The sequence below is a fragment of the Streptomyces sp. NPDC046465 genome (assembly GCF_040646035.1).
In the GTDB taxonomy this organism is placed as follows: domain Bacteria; phylum Actinomycetota; class Actinomycetes; order Streptomycetales; family Streptomycetaceae; genus Streptomyces.
In genome coordinates this window covers 52,120-66,491 of sequence record NZ_JBEYZK010000029.1, presented here as the reverse complement: position 1 = coordinate 66,491, position 14,372 = coordinate 52,120, and the positions used below count along the sequence as shown (strand labels likewise).

The window sequence follows — 14,372 nt, the reverse complement described above, 5'->3', positions numbered from 1 at the left end:
AGGGGGAGAGGGGAAAGGGGAAAGGGGAGAGAGGGGAGACGTCAGAAAGAAGGCAAGAGGTGATCAGGGCCAGACCAGGCAGTAGGCCTGATGCCCCGCGTCATGCAGACGGTGGCTGAAATCCTGCCATTCGTGCAGCAGTTGATACACGTTGAAGGCGTCGCGCGGGCCGCCGCGGTCCGGGACGGTGGACCAGATGAACGCCGCGGCGCCCACCGACTCCTCGCCGACGCCGCGCAGCGGATCGACGACGGTCATGGGGAGCTTCACGACGGCGTAGTCGGGGTGGAGGACGACCAGTTCCAGTGGGGGGACCTTGTGCAGGGGTATGCCCTCGATGCCGGTGAGGACCATCGCGGCCATCGTCTCCGGCTTGATCTTGGTGAACATTCCGCCCATGCCCAGCTCGTCGCCGCCGAGCTCCTCGGGGCGCATCGAGATCGGCACGCGGGCGGCGGTCGCACCGTCCGGGGCCCCGAAGTACTTGTACGTCACCCCGACCCCGCCACTCCTGCTGCTCACCCGGTCCCTCCGGGACTCGCCGGAGCCGCCGAGCGCCTGATCGGGCGCCTGCGTCGGTTCCGCTTCCGCCTCGCGTCGGTGCTTGCCCCGCCGGGCACGCCGCGGGCCCAGGCCGTCGGTCCCCTCGCCCAGTCCGCCACCGCGATGCATATCTCCACCCGACTGCTTTGCCAGGGCGGCACGGCCCTGTCTTTTCTAGGCCTCGCGGCCCCCGCCACGCAACCCGATCATCGTGTCAGTGACCTCCCCCACGTTCACCCGCTAAAACGTGGAGTGAAACACCTGTCCGCAGGATGTCCGGACCCTCTGACACCATGGCTCGTGTGAGCTTCCCGTATAGCGCCCCAGTTTCGCAGACTCTTTTCGACCGTGCGGCGGCCGTGACGCCCGGCGGTGTGAACTCTCCCGTGCGCGCGTTCCGCGCTGTGGGTGGTACGCCCCGTTTCATGGTGTCCGGTTCCGGTCCGTACCTGACTGATGCCGACGGCCGCGAGTACGTCGACCTCGTGTGTTCATGGGGCCCGATGATCCTCGGGCACTCCCACCCCGAGGTGATCGCCGCCGTCCAGGAGGCCGTGTCGCGCGGCACCTCCTTCGGTACGCCGGGTGAGGGCGAGGTCGCGCTCGCCGAGGAGATCGTCGACCGCATCGACCCCGTCGAGCAGGTGCGGCTCGTCTCCAGCGGCACCGAGGCGACCATGTCCGCCATCCGTCTGGCGCGCGGCTTCACCGGCCGCGCCAAGGTGATCAAGTTCGCCGGTTGCTACCACGGGCACGTGGACGCGCTGCTCGCCTCGGCGGGTTCGGGCGTGGCGACCTTCGGTCTGCCGGACACCCCGGGCGTCACCGGTGCCCAGGCGGGCGACACCATCGTCGTTCCGTACAACGACATCGAGGCCGTCCACGAGGCCTTCCACAAGTACCCCGGTGAGATCGCGTGCGTCATCACCGAGGCGTCGCCGGGCAACATGGGCGTCGTGCCGCCGCGGCCGGGCTTCAACGAGGGCCTCAAGTCCGCCTGCGCGAAGAACGGTGCCCTCTATATCTCCGATGAGGTGATGACCGGCTTCCGTACGTCGAAGGCCGGCTGGTTCGGCGTCGACGGCGTGCGGCCCGACCTGATGACCTTCGGCAAGGTCATGGGCGGCGGCTTCCCTGCCGCGGCCTTCGGCGGGCGCGCGGACGTCATGGCGCACCTCGCCCCGGCCGGGCCCGTCTACCAGGCGGGCACGCTGTCCGGTAACCCGGTCGCGACCGCCGCGGGCATCGCCCAGCTGCGGCTTCTGGACGACGCGGCGTACGAGAAGGTGGACGCCGTCTCCGCGGAGCTCCGCGGCCTGGTGACGGAGGCGCTCACCAAGGAGGGCGTCGCCCACCGGGTGCAGAACGCGTCGAACATGTTCTCCGTCTTCTTCACCGACCGCGAGGTGCGCGACTACGAGGGCGCGAAGGCGCAGGAGTCCTTCCGCTTCACCGCGTTCTTCCACTCGATGCTGTCGCAGGGCGTCTATCTGCCGCCGTCGGCCTTCGAGTCCTGGTTCGTGTCCACCACCCATGACGCGCAGGCCGTCGAGCGCATCGCCGCCGCCCTGCCGGGTGCCGCGCGCGCGGCCGCGGAAGCGACGGAGGCCACCGCATGAGCGGCACCGCAGCGGGCGACGAGCTGACCGTCGTCCACGTGATGCGCCACGGTGAGGTGCACAACCCCGACGGGATCCTGTACGGGCGGCTGCCCGACTACCACCTCTCCGAGCTGGGCCGGCAGATGGCCGACCGCGTCGCCGAGCACCTCGCCCGGCGCGACGTCACGCATGTCGTGGCCTCGCCCCTCGACCGCGCCCAGGAGACGGCCACGCCGATCGCCAAGGTGCACGGCCTTGACCTCGCCACCGACGGGCGGCTCATCGAGGCGGGCAACGTCTTCGAGGGCAAGACCTTCGGCGTGGGCGACGGCGCGCTGAAGAACCCGGACAACTGGAAGCACCTCGTCAACCCCTTCAAGCCGTCCTGGGGCGAGCCGTACATCGAGCAGGTCGTACGGATGATGGGCGCCCTGGACGCGGCGAAGGACGCGGCCCGCGGGCACGAGGCGGTGTGCGTCAGCCACCAGTTGCCGATCTGGATCGTGCGCAGCTTCGTGGAGAAGCGGCGGCTGTGGCACGACCCGCGCAAGCGGCAGTGCACGCTGGCGTCGCTCACGTCGTTCACCTACCGCGGCGACAAGATCGTTTCGGTGGGATACAGCGAGCCCGCCCGGGATCTCGTGCCCGCACATCTCCTTGCCGGTGCCAAGCCCGTGAAGGGCAAGAATAAGGGCAACGGCAAGGCATTCGGGGCCTGATAAACCGGCCCGTGATCGACCGCGTGTAATCGCGCGGCGACTGTATGTCCCTTCCCGGTAAATCAGCGCAATTTAATGCGGCTGCCCGGAACCTCGGTGTTCGTCGCGCCCTCTAACTGGTCGTCCCTCTTGCTTGGCACCCACAGCGAGAACGGATCCAGGGGCGCGACGAATGGGGATGGGAATGCGCGACATCAGCCGCAGAGGAATGCTCGGAGTCGGGGCCGGCGCGGCCGCCGCTTTCGGGCTCGCAGCGTGCGGCTCGGGCGGCGGCGATTCGTCCGGGCCCGCCGGAAAGGCCGGTGAAGGCAAGGACGGCGCGAAGCGCCCCGCCAAGCCGATCGGTGACGGGTCGACCGCTTACACCGGTAAGCAGCCTCGTCAGCCGGGCAAGCCGGTACCGCTGCAGCCCGGCGAGACGCCCCCGCAGTTCGTGATCTTCTCCTGGGACGGTGCGGGCGAGGTCGGGAACGGACTGTTCCCGCGTTTCCTCAAGCTCGCCGAGGAACACGACGCGCACATGACGTTCTTCCTCTCCGGGCTTTATCTGCTGCCCGAATCGAAGAAGCGTATGTACCGGCCGCCGAACAACGCGGTCGGCGCGTCCGACATCGGTTATCTCACCGACGGTCACATCAAGGCCACGCTGAAGTACGTCCGACAGGCATGGCTCGAGGGCCACGAAATCGGCACGCACTTCAACGGGCACTTCTGCGCGGGTACCGGATCGGTCGCCACGTGGACGCCCGCGCAATGGCAGGACGAGATCGACCAGGCCAAGTCCTTTGTGAAGAAGTGGCGCACCAACACCGGCTGGACCGATCTGCCGTCGCTGCCCTTCGACTACGACAAGGAACTCGTCGGCGGTCGCACGCCCTGTCTGCTCGGCCAGGACAACCTGCTGCCGACCGCGAAGAAGCTCGGCTGGCGCTACGACGCGTCCTCGCCCGGCGGCCGTCAGAAGTGGCCGCAGAAGAAGATGGGCATCTGGGACCTGCCGCTGCAGGGCGTGCCCTTCCCCGGGCACTCCTTCGAGGTCCTCTCGATGGACTACAACATCCTCGCCAACCAGTCGAAGAACTCCACGAAGGCGCCGCCGGCCAACTACCCGGCCTGGCGCAAGCAGGCCACCGACGCCTACATATCCGGGTTCAAGCGCGCTTACGAGTCCAACCGCGCGCCGTTCTTCATCGGCAACCACTTCGAGGAGTGGAACGGCGGCATCTATATGGATGCCGTCGAGGAGGCCATGAAGCACATCGCCGGGAAGAAGGACGTACGCCTCGTCTCCTTCCGTCAGTTCGTCGACTGGCTCGACGTGCAGGACCCCAAGGTCCTCGCCAAGCTCCAGGGTCTTGAGGTCGGCCAGCAGCCGACCGGCGGCTGGAAGAGCCTGTAGCGGAAGAGCCTGCGCTAGCCGAAGCACGGCACACCGAAGCGCGGCACACACGTGGCCCCCTCCGACACCTCGGAGGGGGCCACGTGCGCTTCAGAAGTGCGTCAGAAGTGCGTCTGAAGAGCGTCTGAAGAGGCGTGTTTCGGGAGTTGTATCCCGAGTGGAGGGGGTGCGGAAGATCCCCGATTCGGACATGCGAAACTTTTCACATGAGTGTTGCCTGCCGTGCCCCACACCGCACCGATAGCAGCAGTCGACGCCGCAGCCGTGCTGCCCTGCTCACCGCAGGACTCGCGGTCGTCGCGCTGGCGCTGTCCGCCTGCAGCTCCGGCGGCACGTCGGGTGGTTCCGGAAACACCAACTTCATCGCCGGTTCCGACGGCATCGCCACCGTCAAGAAGGGCGACCGCAAGGCGGCCCCCTCGCTCGACGGTGAAACCCTCGACGGCAAGAGCCTGAACATCGCCGAGGACTACAAGGGCAAGGTCGTGGTCCTCAATGTCTGGGGCTCCTGGTGCGCGCCGTGCCGCCTTGAGGCGCCGCACTTCGTGAAGGTCGCCGAGGACACCAAGGCCAAGGGCGTCGAATTCGTCGGGATCAACACGCGCGACCCGCAGCGCGGCCCCGCGATCCAGTTCGAGAAGCAGCACGGGATTCCCTATCCGAGCCTGCACGACCCGATGGGCAAGCTGATGCTCCGCTTCCCCCGGGGCTCGCTCAACCCGAACTTCATCCCCTCCACGATCGTCATCGACCGGGAAGGGAAGATCGCGGCCCGCTCGCAGCAGCCGCTGAACGAAGAAAAGCTGCGGAAGATGATCGACCCCGTGCTCGCGGAGAAGTGATGTCGACACTCGCCGCCATCAGCGGACCGAACCAGACCGTCATGAGCGGCGCGCTCCTGCTGGCGCTGCCCATCGCCCTGCTCGGCGGTCTCGTCTCTTTCTTCTCGCCGTGTGTGCTGCCGCTCGTGCCGGGCTATCTGTCGTACGTCACCGGGGTCAGCGGCCAGGACATGGCCGAGGCCAAGCGGGGCCGGATGGTCGCGGGCTCCGGGCTCTTCGTGCTCGGCTTCACCGTCGTCTTCGTCTCCTACGGGGCGCTGTTCGGGGAGTTCGGGCGGACCCTGCAGGAGAACCAGAGCATCGTCACGCGGGTGCTCGGCGGGGTGATGATCGTGCTCGGGTTCTTCTTCATGGGGCTCATGCCCAAGGTCTCCCAGCGGGAGTTCCGATTCCACAAGAAGCCCGCGGTCGGCCTCGCGGGCGCCCCGATACTGGGTGCCCTGTTCGCCGTCGGCTGGGCGCCCTGCGTCGGCCCGACGCTCGCCGCCGTCAGCGTGCTCTCCCTGGACCAGGCGAGCGCGGGTCGCGGCGCGCTGCTGAGCGTCGCGTACTGTCTGGGACTCGGTGTCCCGTTCATCCTCGCGGCCGTCGCCTTCCGTAAGGCGCTCGGCGCGTTCGGCTGGGTGAAGCGGCACTACGTCTGGGTGATGCGCGTCGGCGGCATCATGATGATCGCGACCGGCCTCCTCCTCGTCACCGGCGTGTGGGACAGCATCGTGCAGCAGATGCAGGTCTGGTCCAGCGGCTACACGGTGGGGATCTGAATCCATGAGCAAGACCGAAGCTCCCGAAGGCCCCACCGAGGCCCGTGAGGAGAACGACCTCGGCGCCGCCGGTGCCAGGCTCTCGACCGCCCCGCAGGAGCGGGACGAGCCGCCCAACATGCCCCGCCTCGGCGTCATCGGCTGGGTGCGCTGGTTCTGGCGGCAGCTGACCTCGATGCGGGTCGCGCTGATCCTGCTCCTGCTGCTGTCCCTCGGCGCGATCCCCGGCTCGCTGATCCCGCAGAACAACGTCGACGAGCTCAAGGTCCAGGACTTCATGGACCGGCACACCACGCTCGGCCCGTTCTACGACAAGCTGCAGCTCTTCGACGTCTACAGCTCCGTGTGGTTCTCCGCGATCTACATCCTGCTCTTCGTCTCCCTCATCGGCTGCATCGTGCCCCGCACCTGGCAGTTCGTCGGCCAGCTGCGCGGCCGCCCGCCGGGCGCCCCCAAGAAACTGACGCGCCTGCCCGCGTACACGACGTGGCGCACCGAAGCCGAGCCCGAGCAGGTGCACGAGGCCGCGCTCGCGATGCTCAAGCAGCGCCGCTTCCGCGCGCACACCGCGGGCTCCGGCGCGGGCAGCTCGGTCGCCGCCGAGAAGGGGTACCTGCGCGAGGCAGGCAACCTGATGTTCCACATCGCGCTCATCGTGATGCTGGTCGCGTTCGCCGCCGGGCAGCTCCTGAAGTCCGAGGGCGGCAAGCTGGTCATGGAGGGCGACGGCTTCTCCAACACCCTCAGCCAGTACGACGACTTCAAGTCCGGCAGCCTCTTCGACACCGGGAACCTGGAGCCGTTCAGCTTCAAGCTCGACAAGTTCGTCGGTACGTACCAGAAGTCGGGCCCCAACCGCGGCACCGCCCGCACCTACCGCGCGGACGTCAGCTACAGCGAGGGCCCCGACGGCGCCGAGAAGAAGAAGTCCATCGAGGTCAACGAGCCGCTCGAGGTCGACGGCTCGAAGGTCTACCTCATCGGCCACGGCTTCGCCCCCGGCGTCACTGTCCGCGACGGCAAGGGCAAGGTCGTCTACCAGGCGTCCGTGCCGGTGCTGCCCATCGACCAGAACGGCACGGCCACCGGCGCCATCAAGGTCATGGACGGCTACCGCGACAAGAACGGCAAGGCCGAGCAGCTCGGCTTCAACGCCTTCTTCGTGCCGACCTTCGCGGGCGTGGGCAAGGGGCAGATGTTCTCGCAGTTCCCCGCCGCCGACTACCCGGTGCTCGCGCTGTCCGCGTACCACGGCAGCCTGGGCGTCGACGCGGGCATCCCGCAGAACGTGTACCAGCTGGACACCCGCAAGATGACGAAGTTCAAGGGTGCCGACGGCGAGCTGTTCAAGCAGCGGCTGCGCCCCGGCGAGACCATGAAGCTCCCGAACGGCGCCGGGTCGATCACCTTCGAGAAGAACCTCAAGGAGTGGGCGACCTTCCAGATCTCCCAGCAGCCCGGCACCGGCTGGGCGCTCGGCGGCGCCATCGGCGCCGTCGCCGGTCTCGCGGGGTCGCTGTTCATCCAGCGCCGCCGCGTATGGGTACGGGCGGTCAAGGGAGCCGACGGCGTCACCGTCGTCGAGATGGCGGGCCTCGGCCGCAGCGAGTCCGCCAAGGTTCCCGAAGAGCTCTCCCAGCTCGCCGCCCAACTGCACGACCGGGCGCCGACGGCGCCCCAGCCAGACCCGGACGAGGAAGCCTCCTCCGACGCCGACCCCGATGTCGTACCTGCCGAAGGGGCTGAGAAGTGAATCTCGCCGCCACCCTGGCCGCCGAGCCCAACGAGAACCTCGCGCACATCAGCAACGTGCTGATCTACTCCGCGATGGCCGTCTATCTCCTGGCCTTCTTCGCGCACATGGCGGAGTGGCTCTTCGGCAGCCGCAGCAAGGTCGCCCGCACCGCGGCCGCGCTCACTCCGGGCAAGACCGGCGCGGCCGCCGCGGCCGCGCCCGCCGTCACCGCCCAGGCCGCGGGCGGCACCGCCACCCTGGAGCGGCCCAAGGTCGTCACCCGGTCCGTGGCCGGTACCCGGGACGTGCCGGACGGGCCCGGCGCAGCGGCGGGCGACGAGAAGGGCGACCTCTACGGCCGCATCGCCGTCTCGCTCACCGTGCTCGCGTTCCTCCTGGAGTTCGGCGGCGTCCTCACCCGCGCCCTGTCGGTGCAGCGTGCGCCGTGGGGCAACATGTACGAGTTCAGCATCACCTTCTCCACCGTCGCCGTCGCCGTGTACCTGGTGCTGATGGCGCTGAAGAAGAACATCGCCTGGCTCGGCCTCCCGCTGGTCACGACGGTCCTGCTCGACCTCGGTCTCGCCGTCACCGTCCTGTACACGTCCAGCGACCAGCTGGTCCCCGCCCTGCACTCGTACTGGCTGTGGATCCACGTCTCCACCGCGATCTTCTGCGGCGCCGTGTTCTACGTCGGCGGTGTCGGCACGCTGCTCTACCTCTTCCGCGACAGCTACGAGACGAAGCTGCAGAACGGCGGGCAGCCCGGCAAGTTCGCCACGTCGGTCCTTGAGCGGCTGCCCTCGGCGGCCTCGCTCGACAAGTTCTCGTACCGCCTGAACGCCGCGATCTTCCCGCTGTGGACGTTCACGATCATCGCGGGCGCGATCTGGGCGGGCGACGCGTGGGGCCGCTACTGGGGCTGGGACCCCAAGGAGGTCTGGTCCTTCATCACCTGGGTCGCCTACGCCTGCTACCTGCACGCCCGCGCCACGGCCGGCTGGAAGGGCCGCAAGGCCGCCTACCTGGCCCTGATCGCCTTCGGCTGCTGGCTGTTCAACTACTACGGCGTGAACATCTTCGTCACCGGCAAGCACTCGTACGCCGGGGTCTGAGCGGCCCGCACCGCCGGGCAACTCCCCGCTACTCCACGGTGATCGCGTCCAACTGCCCCCGCAGGTATACGTGCGAGTCCACGCCCCGGACGTCCGTGCCCGGGTCGCACTCGTAGAAGTACACGAGGGACATCAGCTCCTCGGCGGGCAGTTCGGCCGGCGGTGGCAGTACGCGGTGGCGGCCGGACTGCCAGCGGCCGCCCGTCCAACGTGCCATCAGGTCGCCGATGTTGACCGTGAGGGCCGCCGGGTCGAACGGGGCGTCCTGCCAGCCGTCCTCGTCCGTGAACACCTGGAGGCCGCCGCGCCCCGCCTGCCGGTCGAGGACCGTCACCGTGCCGAAGTCGGTGTGCGGGCCGATGCGGAACTGGCCCGGTTCCGGCTCGCCCACCGTCTCCCGGCCCGGATACCAGTTGATGTTGAAGCCCCAGGTGGGGTGGCCGGTGTGGCGGGTGAAGAAGTCCGCCTCCTCGCCGAGCGCCACGCCGAGGAGTTCGAGGAGGCGGTCCGAGAGGAGCCGCATCTGACGCAGATACGTCGTCACCAGGGCCCGCAGCTCGGGCGTCTCCCGCGGCCAGGTGTTCGCCGCGAACCACTCCGCGTCGACGGCCGCGTCACCGGTCGGCTCGTCGGCGGCGAAGGACAGCGACTCCTTCAGGTCGGGGGGAGCGGCCGTGCCCTCCGCGTAGCTGTTGGCCTCGGCGCCGGGGCCCAGCCAGCCGCGCCCGCCGACCTTCACCGCGTACGGCCGCTTCGCCCGCTCGGGAAGCTGGAAGAAGCCACGGGCCGAGGAGCGGATGGCCGTGCGCAGCGCCGGGTCGACGCCGTGCCCGGTCACCAGGAGGAACCCGGCCGTGCGCAGGGCCTCGTCGACGGTCTGTGCCGTCCGCGCGCGGGCCTCGGGGTCGCCGGAAAGCCACGGCCGCAGGTCGACCGTCGGAATGCGGGATGCGCTGCTCATGTCTGCCATCGTGCCCATACCCCACCCCGGTCAGGCCTCATCGACAGCACCGATGGGCCCATCGGGAGGACGCCCCACTGGCGCGTGGACCAGCACATACGTCCGCTCGTACGTTCCTTCCATGACCTCAAGGAACGCCCTGGAGAACCGGGGCACAGCCCAGCTCACCGCCGCCATGATGCTCTCCGGAACCCTCGGCGTCTTCGTCGTCGAGTCCGGCGCGAGCGCCTTCAACGTCGTCTTCTTCCGCGTCCTGTTCGGCGCCCTCGCCCTCGGCGCGTACGCCTTCACCCGCGGCTACTTCCGTAACCACGGCCTGACCCCCAAGAAGCTCGGACTCGCGGCGCTCGGCGGTGTGTTCATCGTCTTCAACTGGGTGTTCCTCTTCAAGGCGTACGAGGCCACCTCGATCTCCCTGGCCACCGTCGTCTACCACACGCAGCCGTTCTTCCTCGTGCTGCTGAGCGCCCTCGTCCTGCGCGAACGGCTCTCCCGATCCCAACTGGGCTGGCTGGTCGCCGCGTTCACGGGGCTGCTGCTGGTGTCGGGGGTGCGCCCCGGCGACGCGGGCTCGCTCGCGGGCATCGGGCTCGCCCTCCTGGCCGCCGTCCTCTACGCCCTCTCCACGCTCGTCACCAGGCGCGTCACCGGCGTCCGCCCGCACCTCATCGCCCTCGTCCAGGTCGTCGTCGGCATCCCGCTCCTGCTGCCCTTCACCGACTTCGGCGCGATGAGCGGCACCGGCACCGGCTGGGCCTGGCTCGCCGGACTCGGCGTGATCCACACCGGCCTGATGTACGTCCTGATGTACGCGGCGTACGCGAAGCTGCCCACCGCCAAGATCGCCGTGCTCGCCTTCACCTACCCGGCCGTCGCGATGGTCGCCGACTGGGCGGTCTACGGCCACCACATCGGGCTCGTCCAGGCGCTCGGCGTCCCGCTGATCGTCCTCGCCGGGCTGAAGGTCACGCTGGCCCGGACGGCGCACCCTGCTCCCGCACGAGCCGCACGGCCTGCTCCACGAACAGCCGCACCTGCGGCGGCAGACGCTTCCCCGACCGCCACGCGAGCTGCGTCCACAGCGTGAACGGCGGCTCCCACGCAAGCCGCACGAGCGTGCCCTCCGCCAGCTCCCGCGCCACGGCCACGGCGGGCAGGAGGGCGACGCCGAGCCCGCCCGCCACCCCCTGCTTCGTCGCCTCGATGGTGCCGAACTCCATGAACGGCGGCGGCGCCCCGGTCCGGGTGCGCAGCTCGTCCTCGAAGAGGTCACGGTAGGGGCAGCCGGGCTCGGTGCCGACGAGCTGCGCCGACGCCAGGTCCACCGTGGCCAGCTCCCGCGTCCCGCCCGCGGCCAGCGGATGGACCGGGGCGCAGACCAGGACCAGCGGCTCCCGGGCGAGGACCTCGGTCTCCAGGCCCTGGTGCACGGTCTCCGGCTCCATCAGGAAGCCCACGTCGTACGTCCCCTGCCGCAGCGCCTGCCGGGTCTCGTCGCCCAGCGTGGGGCGCAGCGAGAGCCGCACCTTCGGGTAGCGGTGGTGGAAGAGTTCGAGGAGCGGCGGCAGCCGGTAGGAGGTCAGGGACTCCATGGTGCCGACCGCGATCGTGCCGGACGGCTCCTCGGCGCCGACGACCGCGGCCCGCGCCTCGTCGGCGAGTTCGATGATCTGCCGGGCGTAGGGCAGCAGCCGCTCGCCCGCCTCGGTGAGCCGGATGCGGCTGCCGAGCCGGTCGAAGAGTTCGGTGCCGAGGGAGGTCTCCAGGGCCCGTATCTGGCTGGTGACGCTGGACTGCGCGTACTTCAGCTCGGCGGCGGCCCGGGTGAAGCTGAGGACGGTGGCGACCTTCTCGAAGGTCTGGAGCAGCCGGATCTCCATGGGCCGTCAGCTCTCGTCGCCCTTGTCCCGCCGCTTCTTGTCGGGGTCCTCGTCCCGCAGGGACTTCAGGAACTCCGGATTGTCGTCGGGCGCCACCCACCGCGTACTGCCCCCGCGGCCCCGCCCGCCGATGCCGCCGCCCGTGCCGGGCGCATGGCGCACCTTGCCGGTGACGAACCAGGCGATCGGGCCGAGGAGGACCTCTCCGAAGAGCAGCACGATGATGACCCACACCACCTTCGGCAGATGCCTGACCTCCTTCTCCGGAGTGTTCAGGACATCGATGAAGGCATAGATCCACACCGCCAGGACCAGCAGGAACGGCAGATACCTGAGCATGGTGGCGCGATCCCCCAAGCGGTGGCGGCGAGGGGCGTGCGAGCCCCCCGGTGACGGGGCCAGGGTAGCCGGTGCCGGATACTGGAACGCATGGCTTACGACGATCTTCGCTCCCTGCTCCGGGCACTGGACCGCGAGGGCGATCTCAAGCGCATCAAGGCCGAGGTCGACCCGTATCTGGAGGTCGGCGAGATCACCGACCGCGTCCAGAAGGCCGGGGGCCCCGCGCTCCTCTTCGAGAACGTCAAGGGCTCCTCGATGCCCCTGGCCATGAACGTGTACGGGACGGACCGCCGCCTCCTGAAGGCGCTCGGCCTGAAGTCGTACAACGAGATCAGCGACAAGATCGGCGGCCTGCTCAAGCCGGAGCTGCCGCAGGGTTTCATCGGGGTGCGCGAGGCGTTCGGGAAGCTCGGCGCGATGACGCACGTGCCGCCGAAGAAGGTGAAGTCCGACAGCGCCCCCGTCCAGGAGGTCGTCCTCACCGGCGACGACGTGGACCTGGAGCAGTTGCCCGCGCTCTTCACCTGGCCCGAGGACGGCGGCTCCTTCTTCAACCTGGGCCTGACCCACACCAAGGACCCCGACACGGGCGTCCGCAACCTCGGCCTGTACCGGCTCCAGCGCCACGACAAGCGCACCATCGGCATGCACTGGCAGATCCACAAGGACAGCCGCAACCACTACCAGGTGGCCGCCCGCAGGGGCGAGAAGCTCCCCGTCGCGATCGCCTTCGGCTGTCCGCCCGCCGTGACGTACGCGTCGACGGCGCCGCTGCCCGGTGACATGGACGAGTACATGCTGGCCGGGTTCATCCAGGGCAAGCGCGTGGAGATGGTCGACTGCAAGACGGTCCCGCTCCAGGTCCCGGCGCACGCCGAGGTCGTCATCGAGGGCTGGCTCGAACCGGGCGAGATGCTCCCCGAGGGCCCCTTCGGCGACCACACCGGCTTCTACACGCCGCAGGAGGACTTCCCCGCGCTGAAGATCGACTGCGTGACGATGCGGAGGCGTCCGCTGCTCCAGTCGATCGTGGTCGGCCGCCCGCCGACGGAGGACGGCCCCCTTGGCCGCGCCACCGAGCGCTTCTTCCTGCCGCTCCTCAAGGTGATCGTCCCGGACATCGTGGACTACCACCTGCCGGAGTCGGGCGGCTTCCACAACTGCGCGATCGTCTCGATCGACAAGAAGTACCCGAAGCACGCGCAGAAGGTCATGCACGCCATCTGGGGTGCCCACATGATGTCGCTGACCAAGCTGATCGTGGTCGTCGACAAGGACTGCGACGTGCACAACCTGCACGAGGTGTCCTGGCGTGCGCTCGGCAACACGGACTACGCGCGCGACCTGACCGTGGCCGAAGGCCCCGTCGACCACCTCGACCACGCCTCCTACCAGCAGTTCTGGGGCGGCAAGGCGGGCATCGACGCGACGAAGAAGCTGCCCGAAGAGGGCTACACGCGGGACGGGGGCTGGCCGAACATGGTCGAGTCCGACCCGGAGACGGCGTCGAAGGTCGACCGCCGCTGGAAGGAGTACGGACTCTCGTGAGTTCAGCATCAGCCGCGCTCCCGCAACCCGGTCGCACCAAGGCGTTCCTGCGCCTCGTCATGATCGAGCACTCGGTCTTCGCGCTGCCCTTCGCCTATATCGCCGCGCTCACCGCGATGTTCCGCCTCGACGAGAACATCCACTGGGGACGCCTGCTCCTGGTCACCATCTGCATGGTGGGTCTGCGCACGTTCGCCATGGCCGCGAACCGCATCATCGACCGCGAGATCGACGCCCGTAACCCGAGGACCGCGCACCGCGAGCTCGTCACGGGCACGGTGTCGGTGAAGTCCGCGTGGACCGGCGCGCTGATCGCGCTCGTCGTCTTCCTCGCCTCGGCCGCGCTGCTCAACCCGCTGTGCCTGGCGCTCGCGCCCGTCGCGGTGATCCCGATGGTCGTCTATCCGTACGGGAAGCGGTTCACGAACTTCCCGCAGGCGATCCTCGGCCTGGCCCAGGCGATGGGCCCGGTCGGCGCCTGGATCGCGATCACTGGCGAGTGGTCGGGCCAGGCGGTGATCCTCGGGCTCGCGGTCGGCGTCTGGATCGGCGGCTTCGACCTGATCTACGCGTGCCAGGACGTGGAGACGGACCGCGAGGTCGGCGTGAAGTCGGTGCCCGCGCGGTTCGGCATCCCGGCCGCCATCTGGGGCGCGCGCGCCTGTCACCTGGTGACCACGGCGCTCCTCGTCTGGTACGCGGCGGCCACCGACGCGGGCGTGTTCTTCTGGCTCGGCCTCGCGGTCGTCGCGGGCGCCTTCGGCTACGAGCACTCGATCGTGAAGCCGCACGACCTGTCCCGCCTCAACCGCGCCTTCTTCCAGGTGAACGGCTTCATCGGGATTGCCCTGTTCGCGTGCGCGCTGCTCGATCTGCTCGTACGCGGCCTCACTGTCTGAAACACCGCCCGGATAGGCTTCACA

Annotated in this window: 13 protein-coding genes and 1 pseudogene; 10 read left to right on the top strand and 4 right to left on the bottom strand. The window is 69.1% G+C overall.

All coding sequences use genetic code 11. The features are described from left to right. Positions 1-63: 63 nt before the first annotated feature. The gene (locus tag ABZ953_RS33985) at positions 64-672 is read right to left on the bottom strand and encodes a hypothetical protein (protein WP_361732360.1); all 609 of its coding nucleotides are present in this window, start codon (positions 670-672) and stop codon (positions 64-66) included. Between the two features lie 164 nt (positions 673-836). Between ABZ953_RS33985 and hemL the strand changes: the two genes are divergently transcribed. From hemL to ccsB, 7 genes are all read left to right on the top strand, one after another. Beyond that, on the top strand, positions 837-2,162 hold the full coding sequence (gene hemL, locus ABZ953_RS33980) for a glutamate-1-semialdehyde 2,1-aminomutase (RefSeq protein ID WP_361732357.1): 1,326 nt from the start codon (positions 837-839) through the stop codon (positions 2,160-2,162). Further along, the gene (locus ABZ953_RS33975) at positions 2,159-2,863 is read left to right on the top strand and encodes a histidine phosphatase family protein (RefSeq protein WP_361732354.1); all 705 of its coding nucleotides are present in this window, start codon (positions 2,159-2,161) and stop codon (positions 2,861-2,863) included. Before hemL ends, ABZ953_RS33975 begins: the two co-directional genes overlap by 4 nt. A gap of 184 nt (positions 2,864-3,047) precedes the next feature. Continuing rightward, positions 3,048-4,262, top strand: coding sequence for a hypothetical protein (locus tag ABZ953_RS33970; protein ID WP_361732351.1), 1,215 nt, complete (start codon positions 3,048-3,050; stop codon positions 4,260-4,262). A 206-nt stretch (positions 4,263-4,468) separates the two neighbouring features. Then, the gene (locus tag ABZ953_RS33965) at positions 4,469-5,104 is read left to right on the top strand and encodes a TlpA disulfide reductase family protein (RefSeq protein ID WP_361732348.1); all 636 of its coding nucleotides are present in this window, start codon (positions 4,469-4,471) and stop codon (positions 5,102-5,104) included. After that, positions 5,104-5,868 carry a cytochrome c biogenesis protein CcdA gene (locus tag ABZ953_RS33960; protein WP_361732345.1) on the top strand — a complete coding sequence of 255 codons (765 nt, stop codon included), beginning with the start codon at positions 5,104-5,106 and terminating at the stop codon, positions 5,866-5,868. Before ABZ953_RS33965 ends, ABZ953_RS33960 begins: the two co-directional genes overlap by 1 nt. Positions 5,869-5,872: 4 nt before the next feature. Then, the gene (locus tag ABZ953_RS33955) at positions 5,873-7,621 is read left to right on the top strand and encodes a cytochrome c biogenesis protein ResB (RefSeq protein WP_361732342.1); all 1,749 of its coding nucleotides are present in this window, start codon (positions 5,873-5,875) and stop codon (positions 7,619-7,621) included. Next, positions 7,618-8,718, top strand: a complete 1,101-nt coding sequence (ccsB, locus tag ABZ953_RS33950; RefSeq protein ID WP_361732339.1) for a c-type cytochrome biogenesis protein CcsB — start codon at positions 7,618-7,620, stop codon at positions 8,716-8,718. The genes ABZ953_RS33955 and ccsB overlap by 4 nt, the downstream gene beginning before the upstream one ends. Positions 8,719-8,746: 28 nt before the next feature. On the opposite strand, the gene ABZ953_RS33945 is transcribed toward ccsB, so the two are convergent. After that, complete coding sequence (locus ABZ953_RS33945; RefSeq protein WP_361732336.1) at positions 8,747-9,679, bottom strand: 2-oxoglutarate and iron-dependent oxygenase domain-containing protein; 933 nt, start codon at positions 9,677-9,679, stop codon at positions 8,747-8,749. 121 nt (positions 9,680-9,800) lie between these two features. On the opposite strand from ABZ953_RS33945, the gene ABZ953_RS33940 reads away from it, so the two are divergent. After that, positions 9,801-10,766 (top strand): DMT family transporter, encoded by a 966-nt coding sequence (locus ABZ953_RS33940; protein ID WP_361732333.1) that lies wholly within the window; start codon positions 9,801-9,803, stop codon positions 10,764-10,766. On the opposite strand, the pseudogene ABZ953_RS33935 reads toward ABZ953_RS33940, so the two are convergent. After that, positions 10,666-11,559, bottom strand: a pseudogene (locus ABZ953_RS33935) (LysR family transcriptional regulator); the annotation flags it as partial. The gene ABZ953_RS33940 and the pseudogene ABZ953_RS33935 sit on opposite strands and share 101 nt — an antisense overlap. A gap of 6 nt (positions 11,560-11,565) precedes the next feature. Further along, a complete protein-coding gene (locus ABZ953_RS33930) occupies positions 11,566-11,898 on the bottom strand; it encodes a PLD nuclease N-terminal domain-containing protein (RefSeq protein ID WP_361732330.1) in 333 nt (110 codons plus the stop codon). Between the two features lie 90 nt (positions 11,899-11,988). Between ABZ953_RS33930 and ABZ953_RS33925 the strand changes: the two genes are divergently transcribed. Together ABZ953_RS33925 and mqnP are read left to right on the top strand one after the other, a co-directional pair. Continuing rightward, entirely contained in the window at positions 11,989-13,449 is a 1,461-nt protein-coding gene (locus ABZ953_RS33925; protein WP_361732327.1) for a menaquinone biosynthesis decarboxylase, read from the top strand. Next, positions 13,446-14,348, top strand: coding sequence for a menaquinone biosynthesis prenyltransferase MqnP (mqnP, locus tag ABZ953_RS33920; RefSeq protein ID WP_361732325.1), 903 nt, complete (start codon positions 13,446-13,448; stop codon positions 14,346-14,348). The genes ABZ953_RS33925 and mqnP overlap by 4 nt, the downstream gene beginning before the upstream one ends. Positions 14,349-14,372: the final 24 nt, after the last annotated feature.